The sequence below is a fragment of the Aquabacterium soli genome (assembly GCF_003933735.1).
GTDB classification, from domain to species: domain Bacteria; phylum Pseudomonadota; class Gammaproteobacteria; order Burkholderiales; family Burkholderiaceae_C; genus Aquabacterium; species Aquabacterium soli.
This window is the reverse complement of record NZ_RSED01000011.1, coordinates 99,963-117,938: the sequence shown is the minus strand read 5'-3', so window position 1 is coordinate 117,938 and position 17,976 is coordinate 99,963. Positions and strand designations below refer to the sequence as shown.

General features: G+C 61.7%; 17 protein-coding genes. 12 read left to right on the top strand and 5 right to left on the bottom strand.

Features of this window, described 5'->3' with window-relative positions:
- Positions 1-161: 161 nt before the first annotated feature.
- Positions 162-1,583, top strand: a complete 1,422-nt coding sequence (rimO, locus tag EIP75_RS15060) for a 30S ribosomal protein S12 methylthiotransferase RimO (RefSeq protein ID WP_125244088.1) — start codon at positions 162-164, stop codon at positions 1,581-1,583.
- A gap of 25 nt (positions 1,584-1,608) precedes the next feature.
- Positions 1,609-2,838 carry a PLP-dependent transferase gene (locus tag EIP75_RS15055; RefSeq protein ID WP_125244087.1) on the top strand — a complete coding sequence of 410 codons (1,230 nt, stop codon included), beginning with the start codon at positions 1,609-1,611 and terminating at the stop codon, positions 2,836-2,838.
- A gap of 18 nt (positions 2,839-2,856) precedes the next feature.
- Here the strand turns inward: EIP75_RS15055 and smpB are convergent, their stop codons facing one another.
- Positions 2,857-3,321, bottom strand: a complete 465-nt coding sequence (smpB, locus tag EIP75_RS15050) for an SsrA-binding protein SmpB (RefSeq protein ID WP_125244086.1) — start codon at positions 3,319-3,321, stop codon at positions 2,857-2,859.
- Between the two features lie 35 nt (positions 3,322-3,356).
- On the opposite strand from smpB, the gene EIP75_RS15045 reads away from it, so the two are divergent.
- Both EIP75_RS15045 and EIP75_RS15040 read left to right on the top strand, forming a co-directional pair.
- On the top strand, positions 3,357-3,836 hold the full coding sequence (locus EIP75_RS15045; protein ID WP_125244085.1) for a type II toxin-antitoxin system RatA family toxin: 480 nt from the start codon (positions 3,357-3,359) through the stop codon (positions 3,834-3,836).
- A gap of 34 nt (positions 3,837-3,870) precedes the next feature.
- The gene (locus EIP75_RS15040) at positions 3,871-4,239 is read left to right on the top strand and encodes an RnfH family protein (protein ID WP_233584886.1); all 369 of its coding nucleotides are present in this window, start codon (positions 3,871-3,873) and stop codon (positions 4,237-4,239) included.
- Positions 4,240-4,271: 32 nt separating this feature from the next.
- Here EIP75_RS15040 and EIP75_RS15035 read toward each other — a convergent pair whose 3' ends face one another.
- Positions 4,272-4,787 (bottom strand): DUF4124 domain-containing protein, encoded by a 516-nt coding sequence (locus tag EIP75_RS15035; RefSeq protein WP_233584885.1) that lies wholly within the window; start codon positions 4,785-4,787, stop codon positions 4,272-4,274.
- 145 nt (positions 4,788-4,932) lie between these two features.
- Between EIP75_RS15035 and guaB the strand changes: the two genes are divergently transcribed.
- From guaB to EIP75_RS15000, 7 genes are all read left to right on the top strand, one after another.
- Positions 4,933-6,405, top strand: a complete 1,473-nt coding sequence (gene guaB, locus EIP75_RS15030) for an IMP dehydrogenase (protein WP_125244083.1) — start codon at positions 4,933-4,935, stop codon at positions 6,403-6,405.
- Between the two features lie 78 nt (positions 6,406-6,483).
- On the top strand, positions 6,484-7,734 hold the full coding sequence (locus EIP75_RS15025; RefSeq protein ID WP_125244082.1) for an MFS transporter: 1,251 nt from the start codon (positions 6,484-6,486) through the stop codon (positions 7,732-7,734).
- Positions 7,735-7,787: 53 nt separating this feature from the next.
- Positions 7,788-9,392: a glutamine-hydrolyzing GMP synthase gene (gene guaA / locus EIP75_RS15020; RefSeq protein WP_125244081.1), complete on the top strand. Its 1,605-nt coding sequence runs from the start codon at positions 7,788-7,790 to the stop codon at positions 9,390-9,392.
- A 220-nt stretch (positions 9,393-9,612) separates the two neighbouring features.
- A complete protein-coding gene (locus EIP75_RS15015) occupies positions 9,613-10,890 on the top strand; it encodes a tyrosine-type recombinase/integrase (protein ID WP_125244080.1) in 1,278 nt (425 codons plus the stop codon).
- A 144-nt stretch (positions 10,891-11,034) separates the two neighbouring features.
- Positions 11,035-11,793, top strand: coding sequence for a type IV toxin-antitoxin system AbiEi family antitoxin domain-containing protein (locus EIP75_RS15010; protein WP_125244079.1), 759 nt, complete (start codon positions 11,035-11,037; stop codon positions 11,791-11,793).
- Complete coding sequence (locus EIP75_RS15005) at positions 11,786-12,697, top strand: nucleotidyl transferase AbiEii/AbiGii toxin family protein (protein WP_125244078.1); 912 nt, start codon at positions 11,786-11,788, stop codon at positions 12,695-12,697. Before EIP75_RS15010 ends, EIP75_RS15005 begins: the two co-directional genes overlap by 8 nt.
- A gap of 228 nt (positions 12,698-12,925) precedes the next feature.
- The gene (locus EIP75_RS15000) at positions 12,926-13,537 is read left to right on the top strand and encodes a hypothetical protein (protein ID WP_233584884.1); all 612 of its coding nucleotides are present in this window, start codon (positions 12,926-12,928) and stop codon (positions 13,535-13,537) included.
- Positions 13,538-13,635: 98 nt separating this feature from the next.
- On the opposite strand, the gene EIP75_RS14995 is transcribed toward EIP75_RS15000, so the two are convergent.
- Entirely contained in the window at positions 13,636-14,031 is a 396-nt protein-coding gene (locus EIP75_RS14995; RefSeq protein WP_125244077.1) for a DUF1398 domain-containing protein, read from the bottom strand.
- A 33-nt stretch (positions 14,032-14,064) separates the two neighbouring features.
- A complete protein-coding gene (locus EIP75_RS14990; RefSeq protein ID WP_233584883.1) occupies positions 14,065-14,487 on the bottom strand; it encodes a MarR family winged helix-turn-helix transcriptional regulator in 423 nt (140 codons plus the stop codon).
- 386 nt (positions 14,488-14,873) lie between these two features.
- Here EIP75_RS14990 and EIP75_RS14985 point away from each other — a divergent pair, with 386 nt between their 5' ends.
- On the top strand, positions 14,874-15,200 hold the full coding sequence (locus EIP75_RS14985; protein WP_035033904.1) for a sulfite exporter TauE/SafE family protein: 327 nt from the start codon (positions 14,874-14,876) through the stop codon (positions 15,198-15,200).
- Here the strand turns inward: EIP75_RS14985 and EIP75_RS14980 are convergent, their stop codons facing one another.
- On the bottom strand, positions 15,201-17,969 hold the full coding sequence (locus EIP75_RS14980; RefSeq protein ID WP_125244075.1) for a conjugal transfer protein TraG N-terminal domain-containing protein: 2,769 nt from the start codon (positions 17,967-17,969) through the stop codon (positions 15,201-15,203).
- Between the last annotated feature and the right edge of the window lie 7 nt (positions 17,970-17,976).

Genomic DNA, 17,976 nt, shown 5'->3' with positions numbered 1-17,976 from the left:
CCGGAAACCGCGCACGGGTGCCAGGGCAAGACTGTAACTGCTGTTCATGTCACAGACAGCCTTCTGTTCAGCGTGCCGCCCCCTGAATATGGCCGCTTTCAAGGGGTCTGCCCCGGTCTTTCGGTTCTCAGGACGGCCGATTTCCCCGACAATCCACCCCCATGACGTTCGAACAGACCCTTTCCTCCGCCGTCCCCCCGGTAGTTCCTGGCGCCCCTGCGCCCAAAATCGGCTTCGTTTCACTGGGCTGCCCCAAGGCGCTCACCGATTCGGAGTTGATCCTCACCCAGCTGCGCGCAGAGGGGTACGAGACCAGCAAGACCTTCAACGGTGCCGATTTGGTCATCGTGAACACCTGCGGCTTCATTGACGATGCCGTCAAGGAAAGCCTGGACACCATCGGCGAGGCCCTGGCCGAGAACGGCAAGGTCATCGTGACCGGCTGCCTGGGCGCCCGCACAGGCGAGGGCGGCGACAACCTGATCCGCCAGGTGCACCCCAAGGTGCTGGCCGTCACGGGCCCGCACGCCACGCAGGAGGTGATGGACGCCGTGCACGTGCATGTGCCCAAGCCTCATGATCCGTTCATCGACCTGGTGCCTGAAGCGCGTGGCGTGGCCGGCATCAAGCTCACGCCCAGGCACTACGCCTACCTGAAGATCAGCGAAGGCTGCAACCACCGCTGCAGCTTCTGCATCATCCCCAGCATGCGTGGCGACCTGGTCTCGCGCCCCATCGGCGAGGTGTTGAGCGAAGCCAAGGCCTTGTTCGAATCCGGTGTGAAGGAGCTGCTGGTCATCAGCCAGGACACCAGCGCCTACGGTGTTGACGTGAAATACCGCACCGGCTTCTGGGATGGCAAGCCCGTCAAGACCAAGATGTACGACCTGGTCGAGCAGCTCGGTGCGCTGGCCCAGCAGCACGGTGCCTGGGTGCGCCTGCATTACGTCTACCCGTACCCGCACGTCGACGAGATCGTCCCTCTGATGGCCCAGGGCCTGGTGCTGCCCTACCTGGACGTGCCCTTCCAGCACGCCCACCCCGACATGCTCAAGCGCATGAAGCGCCCGGCCAACGGCGAGAAGAACCTCGACCGCCTGCGCCGCTGGCGTGAGATCTGCCCCGAGATCGTGGTGCGCAGCACCTTCATCGCCGGCTTCCCCGGCGAGACGGAAGAAGAGTTCGACTATCTGCTCGATTTCCTGCGCGAAGCGCGCATCGACCGTGCAGGTTGCTTCGCCTATTCGCCCATCGAGGGCGCGCCGGCCAACGAGCTGCCGGGCGCCTTGCCGGATGAGGTGCGTGAAGAACGCCGTGCGCGTTTCATGGCCGTGGCCGAAGAGGTGTCCATCGCCAAGCTGCAAAGCCGCATGGGTGCCACGATGCAGGTGCTGGTCGACAGCGCCCCTGCGCTGGGCCGCAAGGGCGGTGTGGGCCGCAGCTATGCCGACGCGCCCGAGATCGACGGTACCGTGCGCCTGCTGCCGCCGCAGAAGGCCAGCAAGACGCTCAAGGTGGGCGAGTTCACCCGCGCCAAGATCGTCGCCGCTGAGGGGCATGACCTGATCGGCATGCCGATCTGATCCCTGGTCTGTATCCTCTGGCCGCATGACAAGCGACGAGACCGGCAAGTCCATCACCAGCACCGACCTGATCCACCACGGCTACGAGCCCCCCGGTGGCTTCAAGTCGGTGGTGCCTGGCATCTTCAAGGCCTCCACCGTGGTCTTCGAGAACACGGCGGCCCTGCGCTCGCGCCAGTGGAAGGACAAGAGCGGCTACACCTACGGCCTGCACGGCACGCCCAGCACCTTCACGCTGGAAGAGCGCCTGTCCACGCTGGAGGGCGGCACGCGCACCTTGCTCGTGCCTTCGGGGCTGGCGGCCATCGGCCTGGTGGGCCTGGCTCTGCTGCGCCCGGGCGACGAGGTGCTGATTCCCGACAACGCCTACGGCCCCAACAAGGATTTCGCCCGAGGCGAGCTGAAGCAGTGGGGCATCGAGCACCGTTTCTACGATTCGCAGGATGCGGCCGCGCTGGAAGGCCTGATCAACGAGCGCACGCGCCTGCTGTGGGTTGAAGCTGCCGGCTCCGTCACGCTGGAGTTTCCAGATCTGGCCGGCCTGCTGGCCGTGGCGCGCAGGCACCCGCGCATCACCGTGGCCCTGGACAACACCTGGGGTGCCGGCCTGGCCTTCGATGCCTTTGCCATCCCGACGCCGCAAGGCCCTCAGCCCGTGGACATCTCGATCCACGCGCTGACCAAGTACCCTTCAGGTGGCGGCGATGTGCTGATGGGATCGATCACCACGCGCGATCCGGCCATGCACCACCAGCTCAACATGACGCACATGCGCCTGGGGCTGGGGGTGGGGGCCAACGATGTCGAGGGCATCCTGCGCGGCCTGCCCAGCATGCCGCTGCGCTATGCCGCGCAAGACGCGGCGGCGCGGCGCATCGCCGAATGGTGCCAGGGCCGTGGTGAATTCCTGCAGGTGCTTCACCCGGCCTTGCCGGCATCACCGGGTCACGCGCACTGGGTCGCCACCTGCCGTGCCGCTGCGGGTCTGGTGTCTCTCGTGTTCGATGGATCGCGCTACAGCGCTCAGCAGGTGGATGCCTTTGTCGACGCGCTGCGGCTGTTCAAGATCGGCTATTCGTGGGGTGGGCCAGTCAGCCTGGTCGTGCCATATGAGCTGCAGGGCATGCGGCGCTTCGGGCCTTTCGCGGCGCAGCAGGGCACGTTGGTGCGCTTGGCCATCGGACTGGAGCAGGTCGATGACCTGATCGCGGACCTGGACCAGGCCTTGTCTGCACTGGGGCCCGCCAACGCCTGAGCGTTCAGGCCTGCGGCCTCATTCCTTGCCGCTGGACGAGACCTTGTGCCGCATCAGCCGGCCCTTCTCTCGCTCCCAATCGCGGTCCTTGATGGTGTTGCGCTTGTCGTGCTCGGCCTTGCCCTTGGCCAGCGCGATGTCAGCCTTCACGCGGCCACCCTTGAAGTGCAGGTTCAACGGCACCAGGGTGTACCCTTTCTGCTCGGTCTTGCCGATCAGGCGACGGATCTCCTTGCGGTGCATCAGCAGCTTCTTGGTGCGGTCGGCCTGCGGGTTGACGTGCGTGGAAGCCGATCGCAGCGCGTTGATGCGCAACCCGATCAGGAACAACTCGCCATCCTTGACCACGACATAGCCGTCGGTCAGCTGCACCTGGCCTTCACGGATGGCCTTCACTTCCCAGCCCTCCAGCACCAGGCCCGCTTCGAAGCGTTCCTCGATGTGGTAGTTGAAAAGGGCTTTTCTGTTCTCGGCAATCGACATGTGGCGGCGTGGCGTCTCTAAAATGGCGACATTCTATGAAGCATGTTCAAAAGTCTGTCCTGCTCTGGTATTCGCCCCACGAGATGTACTCGCTGGTGACGAACGTGCAAGACTACCCCAAGTTCCTGCCCTGGTGCGACCGAGCCGAGGTGCTGCAGGCCCATGACGATGGTGTCACCGCGCGCCTGCACATCGCTTTCGCGGGCGTGCGCCAGGCTTTCACCACCCGCAACACCCATGTTGAAGATGAGCAGGTGGTGATGAAACTGGTCGATGGGCCGTTCTCCAAGCTTGAAGGGGTATGGCGGTTCATCCCTCTTCAGGCCCCAGGCCAGCCTGCCCCTGCAGATGGCGCCAGCGCACAGCCCACGGCCTGCAAGGTGGAGTTCTCCTTGCAGTACGCCTTTGCCAACCGACCGCTGGAGCTGGTGGTCAGTCCCGTTTTCGACCGTATCGCCAATACCTTTGTCGATGCCTTCGTCAAGCGCGCGGAGCAGGTGCATGGCCCTCGCTGAGACCCCGCCGGGGTCTGCGGCTGCTCCGGATCAAGTGAGTGGCCCATTGGCCGTGGAAGTGGCCCTAAGCCCTGGGCCGCGCCAGGTGCGGCTGGTGGCGCTGAGCCTGCCGCCCGGTGCCACGGTGGCGGACGCCTTGCGCGCCAGTGGGCTGTTCGCGCAGGATGACGCCGCCTTGTCCACGCTGCACGTGGGCATCTGGGGCCGCAAGGCCCCGCTCGATGCTGTGCTGCGCGAGGGTGACCGCATCGAGTGCTACCGGGCCCTCAAGGTCGATCCGAAGGAGGCGCGACGGGTGCGTTACCGTGCGCATGGTGAAAAATTGCCCAAAGGCATTCACCGGCCACGTGGTCGGGCGGTGGACCTGGCTCAAGGCCAGGTGTCAGACGAGCCGGCCGACTGATCAGCCGGTCAGCGTCATCCCCACCACCAGGCTCACTTGCAGTTGCTTTTGATCACGTCGCGGTTGCGGGCGTCTTCTTCGGCACGGCCCTTGTCGTCCAAGACCTCGCGCTCGCCACTGGCGCTGGTGCGGGCAACGCGCATCCCACTGTCCAGCGTGCGCTGGTAGCTCCGGGCGCGCTCGCAGTTCTCTGACCGTGTCTTGGCCTGCTTGGCTTCTTCCGCCTTCTGGGTGGCTTCCTTCTCGGCATCGGCCTTGCGTTTGCGGGCTTCCAGTGCGGGGTCAGAGGCTTTCAGGCCTGGCAGCGGCGCGGCGGATGGCGCAGCCTCAGGCGCGCTGGGCAGCGCCTGTGTAGCGCGGGCCGACCCGCTCGGGCGTTTCAGGATGTCCTTGTCCAGCACGCCGGGAGGCGGTGGCCGGTCGCTGTACTGCACCTGCCCCTGGGCATCACGCCATTTCCATTGCATGGCGGCCTGGGTGGGCAGGGCGACCAGCGCAGCCAGCAACAGCGGCGCGGCGGTCATGGCAAGGGAGGCAATTCGGTTCATGCGCATGCTTCTAAGTGTAGCGCCGGCCCATCCACGCAGCAGGCGGCAGATGTGACGAGTTGCAGGCAAATGGCGCCCGGAAAACCCGCAAGAGACGTTGGCGCCCGACAGGTCTATAATCCGCTTTTGCGTCTGGAGCCTGTTCATGCGCCTGCTTGGTAAAGCACTCACGTTCGACGACGTGCTGCTGGTGCCCGCCTATTCCCAAGTGTTGCCCCGCGACACTTCGTTGGCCACCCGCCTGTCCCGCAACATCCAATTGAATCTGCCGCTGGTGTCCGCCGCCATGGACACCGTCACCGAAGCGCGCCTGGCCATCGCCATTGCGCAAGAAGGTGGCATCGGCATCATCCACAAGAACCTGTCGCCCAAGCAACAGGCGGCCGAGGTGGCGCGTGTCAAGCGCTACGAATCGGGCGTGCTGCGTGATCCGATCACGATCTCGTCGGGCGTCAAGGTGCGCGATGTGATCGAGCTGTCGCGTCAGCACGGCATCTCCGGGTTCCCGGTGGTCGATGACGGCAAGGTGGTCGGTATTGTCACCGGCCGCGACCTGCGCTTCGAAACCCGCCTCGACGTGCCCGTGCGCGAGATCATGACGCCGCGCGAGCGCCTGATCACGGTCAAGGACGGCGCCTCGCCGGCCGAAGCCAAGGCCGTGATGCACCAGCACAAGCTGGAGCGCGTGGTCGTCGTGAACGACGCCTTCGAATTGCGTGGGCTGATGACCGTCAAGGACATCACCAAGCAGAACACCTTTCCCAATGCCGCGCGTGACCAGCACGGCAAGCTGCGCGTGGGCGCGGCGGTGGGCGTGGGCGACGGCACGGAAGAACGTGTCGAGCTGCTGGTCAAGGCCGGTGTGGACGCCCTGGTGGTGGACACGGCCCACGGCCACAGCCACGGCGTGATCGAGCGCGTGCGCTGGGTCAAGAAGAACTTCCCGCAGGTGGACGTGATCGGCGGCAACATCGCCACCGGCGCGGCCGCCCTGGCCCTGGCCGAAGCGGGCGCCGATGGCGTCAAGGTCGGTATCGGCCCTGGCTCCATCTGCACCACCCGGATCGTGGCCGGCGTGGGGGTGCCTCAGATCATGGCCATCGACAACGTGGCCACGGCGCTGCAGGGCACGGGCGTGCCCCTCATTGCCGACGGCGGCATCCGCTACTCCGGTGACATTGCCAAGGCCATCGCGGCTGGCGCCAGCACCGTGATGATGGGCGGCATGTTCGCGGGTACCGAAGAAGCGCCCGGCGAGGTCATCCTCTACCAGGGCCGCAGCTACAAGGGCTACCGCGGCATGGGCTCCATCGGCGCCATGAAAGATGGCTCTGCAGACCGCTACTTCCAGGAAAACGACGAGACCACCAACCCCAATGCCGACAAGCTCGTGCCCGAGGGGATCGAAGGTCGCGTGCCCTACAAGGGCTCGGTCGTGGCCATCCTGTACCAGATGGCAGGCGGCCTGAAGGCCTCCATGGGCTACTGCGGTTGCGCCACCATCGACGATATGCGCAACCGCGCCGAGTTCGTCGAGATCACGGCGGCCGGTATCCGCGAGAGCCACGTGCACGACGTGCAGATCACCAAGGAAGCGCCGAACTACCGCATGGAATGATGCTGGTTTGACGCGAAGGCAGAAGGGCGCCCGTGCGGTGCCTGCCGGCCGCTGACAACGACGACCGACGGGAAACCAATGGGTTCTGCCAACGGCCGCCAGGCGGCCATGCCTTTCATCATGGTGACGGTGCTGCTCGACATGATGTCGATCGGCATCATCGCGCCTGTGCTGCCCAAGCTGATCGGCTCGTTCATGCAGTCGGGGGCCAGCACCTCGATCGGCTACGGCGCCGCGCAGGCGGCGTTTGCCATTGCCCAGTTCTTCAGTGCCCCGCTGCTGGGGGCGCTGTCCGACCGCTACGGCCGCAGGCCCATCCTGCTGCTGGGCCTGCTGGGCATGGGCATCAACTTCTTCGTCACGGCGCTGGCCAGCGCGTTCTGGATGCTGCTGGCCGTGCGCGTGATGGGCGGTGCGGTGTGCGCCAACATCGCCGTGGCCAACGCCTATGTGGCCGACATCAGCCAGCCGCAGGACCGCGCCAAGAACTACGGCCTGCTCGGCGCCATGTTCGGCCTGGGCTTCATCCTGGGGCCAGTGATGGGCGGCCTGCTGGGCGAGCATGACCTGCACTGGCCCTTCTTCCTGGCGGGCAGCCTGTGCCTGCTCAACTGTGTGTACGGCTACTTCGTTCTGCCCGAATCGCTGCCGCAGGACAAGCGCCGCGCCTTCAACCTGGCCAGCACCAACCCCTTCAGCTCACTGGCGCGCCTGCGTCAGCTCAAGGGCGTCGAGACGCTGATGTGGATCATGGGCCTGTCCATCCTGGCCCAATTCTGTCTGCACACCTGCTGGTTCCTGTACACCGAGTTCAAGTTCGGCTGGACCCCGCGTGACAACGGCCTCTCGCTGCTGGCCGTGGGCGGCATGGCCGTGCTGGTGCAGGGCGGCCTGCTGCGCCAGTTCCAGAAGCACATCGCACTGCACAAGCTGGTCGTCATCGGCCTGGTCTCGTCCACCATCGCCTTTGCGCTCTATGGCGCCGTGCCTGCCGGCTGGATGATCTTCGTGGTCGTGGTGGCCAATGTGTTCGGCTACATGGTGCAGCCTGGCCTGCAGAGCCTGGTGGCCAACGCGGTCGACCCGACCCGCCAGGGCGAGAGCATGGGCGCGGTGTCGTCCATCAACAGCGTGGCCGCGGTGCTGGGCCCGGTGCTGGGCACACCCCTGCTGGCGATGGTGTCCAGCTACCCGCAGGGTGACTGGCGCGTCGGCGCGCCGTTCTACCTGTGTGCCGCCATCCAGGGTGTGGCCGCCATCATCGGTGTGCGCTACTTCACCCAGCCACGCAACATTCCGGCCACAGAGCTCAAGAGCAAGGCGGCTTGATCCGTCGATCCAAGCCCGGCCTGCCACCCCCATTCGCATTCAGAGATCCCACCATGCATGACAAGATCCTCATCCTCGATTTCGGCTCCCAGGTCACCCAGCTGATCGCGCGCCGCGTGCGCGAGGCGCAGGTGTTCTGTGAAATCCACCCGAACGACGTGTCGGACGACTTCATCAGGGCGTTCAACCCCAAGGGCATCATCCTCTCCGGCAGCCACGCCAGCACCTACGAAGACCACCAACTGCGCGCCCCGCAGGCCGTGTGGGACCTGGGCGTGCCCGTGCTTGGCATTTGCTACGGCATGCAGACCATGGCCGTGCAACTGGGGGGTGAGGTGAGCTGGAGCGACACGCGCGAGTTCGGCTACGCCGAGGTGCGTGCCCACGGCCACACCAAGTTCCTCGACGGCATCCAGGATTTCGGCACGCCCGAAGGCCACGGCATGCTCAAGGTGTGGATGAGCCATGGCGACAAGGTCACGGCACTGCCGCCGGGTTTCAAGCTGATGGCCTCGACGCCCAGCTGCCCGATCGCCGGCATGGCCAACGAAGACAAGCGCTACTACGCTGTGCAGTTCCATCCCGAGGTGACGCACACCCTGCAGGGCCACGCCATGATCACCCGCTTCGTGCGCGAGATCAGCGGCTGCGCCGGCGACTGGATCATGGGCGACTACATCGAAGAGGCTGTTGCGAAGATCCGCGAGCAGGTGGGCGATGAAGAGGTCATCCTGGGCCTGTCGGGCGGTGTGGATTCCAGCGTGGCTGCCGCGCTGATCCACCGCGCCATCGGCGACCAGCTGACCTGCGTGTTCGTCGACCACGGCCTGCTGCGCCTGAACGAAGGCGACATGGTGATGGACATGTTCGCGGGCAAGCTGCACGCCAAGGTGATCCGCGTCGATGCCAGTGACCTGTTCCTGGGCCAGCTGGCCGGCGTGACCGACCCGGAGAAGAAGCGCAAGATCATCGGCGGCCTGTTCGTCGACGTGTTCAAGGCCGAGGCCGCCAAGCTCAAGGCCAGTGGACAAGGCCACAAGGGCGCGAGCTTCCTGGCCCAGGGCACCATCTACCCCGATGTGGTGGAAAGCGGCGGGACCAAGACCAAGAAGGCCACCACCATCAAGAGCCACCACAACGTGGGCGGCCTGCCGGAGCAACTGGGCCTGAAGCTGCTCGAACCCCTGCGCGAGCTGTTCAAGGACGAAGTGCGCGAGCTGGGCGTGGCCCTGGGCCTGCCGCACGACATGGTCTACCGCCACCCCTTCCCGGGCCCGGGCCTGGGTGTGCGCATCCTGGGCGAGGTCAAGAAGGAATATGCCGACCTGCTGCGCCGCGCCGATGACATCTTCATCCAGGAACTGCGCGCCACCATCGATCCGGCCACCAACAAGAGCTGGTACGACCTGACCAGCCAGGCTTTCACGGTGTTCCTGCCCGTCAAGAGCGTGGGCGTGATGGGCGATGGCCGCACGTATGACTACGTGGTGGCCTTGCGTGCCGTGCAGACCAGCGACTTCATGACCGCCGACTGGGCCGAGCTGCCCTACAGCATGCTCAAGCGGGTGTCGGGGCGGATCATCAACGAGGTGCGCGGGATCAACCGGGTCACCTATGACGTGAGCTCCAAGCCGCCTGCCACGATCGAGTGGGAGTGATTTGAAGACGGTTCACACCGTCCCAGAACGTCTCATGAGTTCATTTAAGCCCTTGATCTTCAAGGGCTTTTTTGTTTTTGACGTCCCATGAGGTTTCATGACATCCCGAGTTTTTTGTCGGTAAAGAAGACGGTTGATTTTTTTAGTCGATTGATCTTTGATTGTTTACCGTCTTGATGCTCTGACGGTAAGTGATGCAAGGTACGAAAGGGGTTACCCAATGGCACTGACCGATACCAAACTCAAGAACCTCAAGCCCGCCGACAAGGTCTACAAGGTGGCGGACCGTGACGGGTTGTACGTCGTCGTCTCCCTCAAGGGAACGTTGACGTTTCGCTACGACTACCGATTGGGGGGTCGGCGCGAGACGCTCACCGTGGGGCAATACGATGAGTTCCAGGCGTCGCAGCCCAAGCGCGCTCCCGAGGACATCAATTACGGGGATCCGCTTTCGCTGGCGGATGCCCGCGACCTGCTGGCCAGGGCCAAGAACATGGTTAGCCGGGGGGAGTCACCGGCGCGGGTCAAGTCTGAAACGAGGAAGGAGTGCCAGGAGTCAGGCACCTTCGAGTCCTTCGCAGACATCTGGTTGCGCAACGGCGGCCTGGCAGACAGCACGGCGGCGATGCGCAAGAGCATCCTGGATCGTGATGTGCTGCCCAAGTTCGGTAAGCGCAAGCTGGAAGAAATCACCTCCAGTCAGGTGCTGGCGCTGTGCGAGAAGATCAAGGCGCGGGGGGCACCGGCTACAGCGGTTCATGCGCGCGAGGTCATCCAGCAGGTGTACCGGCACGCTAAGTCCCGAGGCCTCAAGATCGAGAATCCCGCTGAGGCGGTGAAGGCGTCGGCGATTGCCACCTTCAAGCCCAGGGAGCGTGCGTTGACGCCAAGTGAGATCCATCGGTTCTTTTCAGCGCTGGACACTCTCGGGACCTTGCCCACGCTGAAACTGGCGGTGAAGTTCATCTTGCTGACCATGTGCCGCAAAGGCGAGTTGTTGCTGGCGACCTGGAAAGAGGTGGACTTTGATGCGGCCACCTGGACGATTCCGCCGGAGCGCATGAAGGCCAGACGGGCGCATGTGGTCTATCTCAGCAGCCAGGCACTCGATCTGCTGGTGGGCCTCAAAACCTGTGCTGGAAGCAGCCCTTATTTGCTCCCCGGTCGGTATGAAACCGACAAGCCGATGAGCGAAGCAACGCTCAACCGGGTGATCACGGCGGCGGTGGAAAAGGCCCAGAAGGACGGAATGGACCTCCCTCACTTCTGCGTGCATGACCTGCGTAGGACGGCATCAACACTGCTTCACGAGGCTGGCTTTAACACCGACTGGATCGAAAAGTGCCTGGCTCACGAGCAGAAAGGGGTGCGTGCTGTCTACAACAAGGCGGAATACGCCGAGCAGCGCCGGGCCATGTTGCAAAGTTGGGCCGAGATGGTGGACGACTGGATCAGAGGCAGCAAGGCTACGCCTGTTGCTTTGAGAGCGGTTGCCTGATGTGCGATGGATTGGCGGGAGGGCGGATGTTGTTGGTATCCGCACTGCCTCGATATTGTGGAAAAAGTTAAACCTTGTTTGATTTTTCGCGTCAGATTCAATCAATCGTTTTCTGTTGATTGGAATTTGTGATATTTTTATAGCATGACTGGAAATTCAAGACACTCTTTGCTCAGGCGGCTTCAGTCTGACATGCCCCGTGGCGCGCCCTTCGGGCTGGCCGAGCTGGAGCGTCTGGGCATCTCACCCACATTGGCTGCCCACTACGTTGAAAGCGGGTGGCTGCTGCGGCTTGCACAGGGCGTCTATGCCTTCCCGGGCGATGACGTGAACGTGCATGGTTCGATCAAACTGCTGCAGAGCAGGGTGACAGGCCTGCATGTGGGCGGCAAGACGGCGCTGGCTCTGCAAGGGGTCAGGCACAACCTCTCAACACGAGAGCAGTGGGTGCTGTGGGGGGATGTGCGTTTCACCGTGCCAAACTGGTTCACCTCCCGATTTCCGGCACGGTATGTGTCGGCGCGATTGTTTGATTGGGTGGATGAGTGCTTGGCTGAGAAAAGTCTCATCACGCCACCGGGATTGCCGCCTGGCTTGCTGGTGTCGGCGCCAGAGCGTGCGCTGTTGGAAATGCTCTATGACGTCGGTACGCGTCAAAGTCTGGAAGAGGCCCGCAACCTGTTTGACGGCGTGCGGAACTTGCGCAAAGACATGTTGGGTCACTTGTTGGCGTGCTGTACCAGTGTCAAAACTGTGCGCCTGTTCCTGGCGTGGTCTCGCGAAACGGGACTGGTGGATGTGGACGAATTCTTGCAACGCTACACGCTGCCTGTCGGGAGCGACAAGCGCTGGATGTCTCGCATGAAGGACGGCAGTTTGTTGACACTCAAACCTCATGGATAAGGTCTACGCGGATACTGTGCGCCTCCTCCTGAAGGTGGCACCCGATGTATTTGCCAACGACATCTTTGCGATGAAGGGCGGCACGGCCATCAACCTTTTCGTGATGGACATGCCACGCCTCTCGGTTGACATCGACGTGGTCTACACGCCATGGGCCACTCCGCGAGAGCAAGCCCTCACCGAAATCGCGACCGAGATGGAGACCATTGCGGCGAGGGCGACCAAATTGGGACTGAACGCACGCAAGGTGCGGAGCAAAGACCTTGCTGAGACCAAGCTCCTGATCGAGAACGATGAAAGTCAGGTGAAGGTCGAGGTCAACGTGGTGTTCCGAGGCTCAGTGTTGCCAGTTGAGAAGCGCCCCCTGATGCCCAAGACCGCTGACATGTTCAGTGCGGAATTGACCTTGCCTGTGTTGGCGACGGCGGAACTCTATGGCAGCAAGTTGGTGGCAGCCATGGATCGTCAGCATCCGCGGGACTTGTTTGACGTGTGGCAAATGTTCGAATCAGGCGGGCTCACGGATGCTGCGGTTGAATGCTTTGTGACGTACCTGGCCGGGCACAACCGACCAACGCATGAGGTGTTGTTTGGGAATGAAAAAGACATTGAGGCGGAGTACCACAACAACTTCGTCGGCATGACAACGGAGCCCGTCAGCCTGGAAACACTTTTGGCTGCCAGATACCGATTGCGCAGAGAGTTGCCTCAGCGCTTGACTGCCGCGCAAAGGCAGTTTTTGAGCGGCCTGGCACAAGTGCAACCCGACTGGTCATTGTTGGCCTGCCCGCATGCGGCAGAACTGCCGGCCCTCCGTTGGAAGCTGGCAAACCTCCAGACGTTCAAGGAGCGGCGTCCTGAAGACTTTGAAAGCCAGGCCAGGAAATTGGCCGAATTGTTGTGATGGATTGGTTGTTGGCGCGGACATGCATTTGGCTTTGCAGCCGGAATGCTTCATTCTTTGCGATGAACGTCTCATAGGACATGCATTGATGACACACAACTTAACCTGATCGGTTTAGGCCATTGTGCTGCTGGGCGGTGGGATGTGTGAGGCAGGCAATAGAACCTGAACTTGCGAAGCCCAGAGTTTTCCCCCAAGATTACATGAAATTTCAATGAAAATTCAGTCATGAATGCTGTTTCGGAGGCTTCCAAGAAACAGGTGAGTGGCGCCGCTGAGCGTCTGGCTGCCTCGCTGCATCCTGGGCGGGTGTACCGGCGGGAGGTGTTGGCTGAAATGAGCACGGCGGTAGACCGTCACCTGCGTGAATTGGTCAAAGATGGTCGTGTGAAGAAGCTGGCGCAGGGGATGTACTACGTGCCGAGGGTGTCCAGCCATGGGCCCGTGCCACCTGAGGATGCTGAAGTGGTTGGCAGTTTCCTGCGCGATACCGAATTTCTTGTTTTCTCGCCTTCGGCATACAACGCAGTGGGCCTGGGTACAACGCAGCTTTACAACTGCACGCTGGTCTACAACCACAAGCGACATGGCGTGTTCAAGCTCGGTAATCGGCAGTTCGATTTCCGGGTGAAACCACGTTTCCCCAAAAAGCTCACGCCGGAGTTTTTGTTTGTCGATCTGCTCAACAACCTTGAGCAGTTGGCCGAAGACCGTGATGCAGTCCTGCGGCGAGCACAGACCAAGCTGCCATCGTTTGACCCTGGCAGGCTCAAACGCGCGCTCTCGAAGTTTGGCTCAGTGGCCACACGCAAGCGCACCAAAGGTTGGCTGAATGTCTGAGTTTCCCCATGCCAGCAATGACTTCGGCGACCTGCTTGCGGTAGTCGTTGACGAGCGAAGCCTTGATTCTTTATTTGTATTCGATGGGGTGGAGAGGTTTAGTCCGGGAAGCGCTCAATGTGCGTCTCGCCCCTGCGCCCGAGGTAGACCACATGGCGGCCTGCAATCCAGACCGTGTAGGCCACACAACCCGCTCGCTGAGACAGCTTCTTGAACTCGGGGTACATCACGCGACCCTGCTGCGCACCCAAAATGGCAGCGCGCACGGCGTCGCCGTCAAAAGCATCGGCAATGTTGTGCTGCGGGCGCTCGAAACTGAAATCGGCGGTGCTACCGTCGGGCAGGTAATAGGTCGTGCGGCCGGAACGGTAGTCCACGTGGTAGGACTCCACTCCAGCACTGACAAGTTGGCCTATCACCTGGCCGAAGTGGATGGCGCCTTGGTTGGAGGCTTCAAAGGTGGACTGGACCGTGGCACGGGTGGTTTCGTTCATGGTTTGCGTTCAGGTGAAGTAATGACTGTTGGATCAGGCGGTGGGGATGCCTTTGAGTTGATGGTGTTGCACCAGGGCTCGCATGGTCTGCGTCAGCGCCAGGCGCTCTGCGGGGGACAGATGGCCAAAGAAGTGTGCGTCGTTTGCATCGGCCAGCGCGGCCAGTAGCGGCACGAGCGCCTTGCCTTTGGTTGTGAGTCCCAGGCTTTGCTCGCGGGCACTGCCATCGGCCAGTTGCCGTCCAGCCAAGCCTTTTTCTTCCAGACGCGACAGCACCTTGGAAGCCGCTCCCTTGGTAATGCCCAGGGCCTGGATCAGCGCGGCGTAGGTTGTTTCGTCTTGCGACCAGAGCGTGCGCAACGCCACCCATTCGGTGACGGTGACGCCCTTTGCTTCCAAAGTCTGCTGGAAGCGGAGGGACACGTGGTTGGAGACAAAGCGCAACCAGAAGCCCAAGTGGGCTTCTAGCGGCGAAGGTGTGGATTGCTTTTTGTGTCTGGTCATTAGGTTTCCTGGGAAACTATCTGCAATGTAGTTTCCCGGGAAACCAATGTCAAGGCGTTGGCGATCTATTCTTGGGTCTAGTAACCCCCCACAACTCAGTGCAACCAAGTGTCATGGCAGGGTGAATGGGTGTCTCCGCTGTATCGGTTCTTCCATGGCTGCCGTCAGGGGCGGCAACGAGTAGCGTTCAGCCAAAATTGATGGCATAGAAACTTGGCATGGGCGATTGGAAAGGGAGTACGTGGAGTCGTTGGCGGCCATCCGCACTCTCCGATTAAGAGCCAAGGGGTTGCAGGCGTACCTGAGTGGTTATAGGCTGATAGGCACGAGGTGCCCACATGCGAAAACTGCTTTTCATCGGCTTTGTTGCGTTAGGCGCGCTGGTTGGATTGCTAGCCTCAGCAAAAGACGACTGGGCAACACGGGTCGTCATGATGAGTATTGGCGCGCTCTTTGGTGCGCCGCTGGGCGCAGCCTTCGCCGGCTGGGGAAAGCAAGTGCGACATGAAGACACAGATGACAACGAGTCTGACTTGCCTGGGACGAGCACGTCAGCAAAAGACCTGAGTGCGAACTATTGGCGCGACAAGGGGTATCCGCCATTGATGAAGCCGACTGACGCTGAGCCGGACATGCACATGTTCGATCCCGATAAGTTGGGATGATCACTTCTTCAGCAGATCTTTTACAGCGTCTTTGACATTGTCGACAGATGCTCCCGCGTCTTTGGCAACTTGTTTGCTCGATTGCTTGAGCAGAGAGCGTGTGGATGACAGTGTTCCATCTTCAGCTCTGATGAGCTCGGATTTGGTGTCGAATTCTGAGCGGCTCGCATCGACTTGGCCTTTAATCCGTGCCCCTTGCGTTTGTACTTCCTCTCTTGTGGCGGTTGGGACGGTAGGTTGCTGTTTGCCTGGCAGCCCTTTTGGGGCTCTGAGAACCTGTTGTTCGTTGTTCTGCCTATGTGCATTGATGTCAGGAGTTAGCCGCGCATCGCGGCGCTCCTGAGCGTGTTGCCTGTCCAGATCAGGAAATGAAGCAGGCAATGCGGTGCCATCAGAAAATGTCCGATTGGGACGGAGAGACTGTCTGGCCAATTCTGCTTCCATCAATGTGTGGGCCGCAGCGCTGTCGCCGCCATACTGCTCGGCATATCGAGTGAACATCGCTAGGTTGTGGGGATCTTGTGCGATATCAATGGAGATCGTCTCGCCCCGCTCATATGCGTTTGACACCCTTTCGGCGAATGCCGTTCTCTCGGCTAGGCTGGCTTCAGCCCTCTCAGTGCGTGATGTCGTTGACGACAGTCGAGATGACATGTCTCTGGCCTGCTTGGAGTCGTTGGAGATCAGGCTGCTGAAGCTATCGTCTCTTGAAACGCGATCGCCAAATTGCTTGAATTCAGCCAATTGCTCGCTACTCATGCTGCCCAGGACCTTCTGTTCTTGCGCGGATAGGCCTGACAGATAACTCTTGTCTGCGCGCGCACTCAATTTTCCACCAGCCACACGGTTGTTAAAGCCGAGTTGCGCTGATGCCCCAAATGCAATGGTGGCGACCTGCGTTTGTGTCATGCCTGTGCTGTCAGCAACGCTCTTGGTGATCTGATCAAGTTTGTTCAGTGTTTCGCCAACCTGTTCAAAGCTGCTTTTGGTGGATCCGCTGCTATTTCGCGATGAGCGCATCGAACTGAGTCCACGGCTCAATGCTTCGGTGAGTACGGCGGATCGATCCGAACTTGCAGCCAAGGCTTCGCTGCGTGCCGCAGTGACCTGCCTGCTTGCATCGGACACATCTTGTTCAGACACCCGCATGGACACCACCCGCGAAGCAAACCCCTGGTTGCGCAGAAGGCTGACGGCTGTTCGCCCGGTCAGGCTGTTCGAAGAAAAGGTGTTGCCACTGAGGTCGTTTTGCCAACTGCTCATGAACGACGAGGTTCGGTTCGGTGCCAGTTGCGCCTGGTCCATGGTGACGTTGCCCATGTTCATGTTACCGGTGGCGGTAGATGCTGTGCTGCCAGTCAGCATGCTTTGCAGTCCAGACAAACCACCCACCAGGGCGGTCCCTACACCCTCCATCTTCTTCAATGCCGCCCAGGCAATGACAGGAATGCTGATTGCAAGGTAGCCCACAACAGCCTCACCTGAGATGGCGCCCGAATAGATCGTCGAGGCGGTTTGCAAAGACAGGGCCTTGGTGCCCGAGCCGATGTCCGAAGCCGCAGCCAGATCGTAGGCCGCGTAGATGGACGCCATGTAGTTCAGCACCGCGTACAGCGGGGGCCACAGTTGGATCCAGATCAGGATGGCGGCGTAGCCTTTGAAGGCCAGCATCGTGTCGCGCCCGCTGGTCAGCAGCAAGAGCAGCACCATCAAGGGGAACAATGCGTAGGTGAGCGCTTCAATGACGTTGCGGAACACGGGCAGGGCTTGCTCGGCCACCTTGCCGTTGTTGATCCACGCGGCGTTCTGCTGAGCGACGGCTTGTGCCCGGCCAACGGCCAGCACCATGGCCGCTGGATCGTTGACCTTCTGCCCGACGATGGTGCTGGTGTCGTTGATCGCATTGAGCATGGCGCTTTGGCGGATCAGGTCGGCAGCGGTGGTGGCCGCATCGGCGATGTTGTTCTTGATGTACGCCTGCTGAATCTGGTTGGCGATGACAGCTGCGGCGGCAGCACCAGGCAGGGTGGGGTTCAACTGGAAGGCCAGGCGGCCCTGAATCTGGTTGATCTGCGCTGGCAGTCGGCCATTGAGGTTTGTGTAGATGTTGGGGCAGGTGTCCACATCAATGCCCGCAGCGCTGGTGACCGTGCTGAAGCGCGCAGGATTGGGCGTGGCCATGAGGGGCCAGACATCTGCGGATGTCGAGAACACGGCAGGACCAATCGTGCCGTCGATCAGGTCGTACATCGTGCAGTTGTGGATGAAGTTGATCAGGTCGGTGCGGAAGTTGGGATCCTGGAACGTCACCTTGCTGGTGCTCCTGATCAGCCGGTTGCCAAACATCAGGCCGTTCTTCTCGTAGGTAAGTTCGCTGGGCAAGGCACCTGGGCCGGGAATGGTCTGGAAGGCGGTTTCGAACAGGCCGGTCAGGGTGTGGCCGATGGTGCTGGTGACGCTGCCGAGCATGACCATGCCGAAGGGCACGTTGGCCACGACCTTGACTGGGGCTCCACCTGTCTTGTCCACGATGCCCACAGTGGCCCTGGGCAGAATCAGAATGGAGAACACCAGCAGCACCGTGCCCAGCCATTTCCAGCCTTGCAGCTTCTCCGGGGCAAAGGCGTAGGCGATCAGGGCGGCCACGAAGCCGCAGAACGCCACGGCGGCAACGGCCGACATGTAGTCGCCCGAGGCGTGGATGGCCGCTGCTGCATTGAAGACGCCGAACAGGCTGTCCGCGTTCTGGTAGGCGTAGATCTCCCACATGGCATCC

Coding starts and splice junctions, on each gene's coding strand:
- EIP75_RS15010 (WP_125244079.1), top strand. CDS start 11,035: ATGACTGGAAATTCAAGACACTCTTTGCTCAGGCGGCTTCAGTCTGAC.
- EIP75_RS15005 (WP_125244078.1), top strand. CDS start 11,786: ATGGATAAGGTCTACGCGGATACTGTGCGCCTCCTCCTGAAGGTGGCA.
- EIP75_RS15045 (WP_125244085.1), top strand. CDS start 3,357: ATGAAGCATGTTCAAAAGTCTGTCCTGCTCTGGTATTCGCCCCACGAG.
- EIP75_RS14995 (WP_125244077.1), bottom strand. CDS start 14,031: ATGAACGAAACCACCCGTGCCACGGTCCAGTCCACCTTTGAAGCCTCC.
- guaA (WP_125244081.1), top strand. CDS start 7,788: ATGCATGACAAGATCCTCATCCTCGATTTCGGCTCCCAGGTCACCCAG.
- rimO (WP_125244088.1), top strand. CDS start 162: ATGACGTTCGAACAGACCCTTTCCTCCGCCGTCCCCCCGGTAGTTCCT.
- guaB (WP_125244083.1), top strand. CDS start 4,933: ATGCGCCTGCTTGGTAAAGCACTCACGTTCGACGACGTGCTGCTGGTG.
- EIP75_RS14985 (WP_035033904.1), top strand. CDS start 14,874: ATGCGAAAACTGCTTTTCATCGGCTTTGTTGCGTTAGGCGCGCTGGTT.
- EIP75_RS15015 (WP_125244080.1), top strand. CDS start 9,613: ATGGCACTGACCGATACCAAACTCAAGAACCTCAAGCCCGCCGACAAG.
- EIP75_RS15025 (WP_125244082.1), top strand. CDS start 6,484: ATGGGTTCTGCCAACGGCCGCCAGGCGGCCATGCCTTTCATCATGGTG.
- smpB (WP_125244086.1), bottom strand. CDS start 3,321: ATGTCGATTGCCGAGAACAGAAAAGCCCTTTTCAACTACCACATCGAG.
- EIP75_RS14980 (WP_125244075.1), bottom strand. CDS start 17,969: ATGTGGGAGATCTACGCCTACCAGAACGCGGACAGCCTGTTCGGCGTC.
- EIP75_RS15000 (WP_233584884.1), top strand. CDS start 12,926: ATGAATGCTGTTTCGGAGGCTTCCAAGAAACAGGTGAGTGGCGCCGCT.
- EIP75_RS15035 (WP_233584885.1), bottom strand. CDS start 4,787: ATGAACCGAATTGCCTCCCTTGCCATGACCGCCGCGCCGCTGTTGCTG.
- EIP75_RS15055 (WP_125244087.1), top strand. CDS start 1,609: ATGACAAGCGACGAGACCGGCAAGTCCATCACCAGCACCGACCTGATC.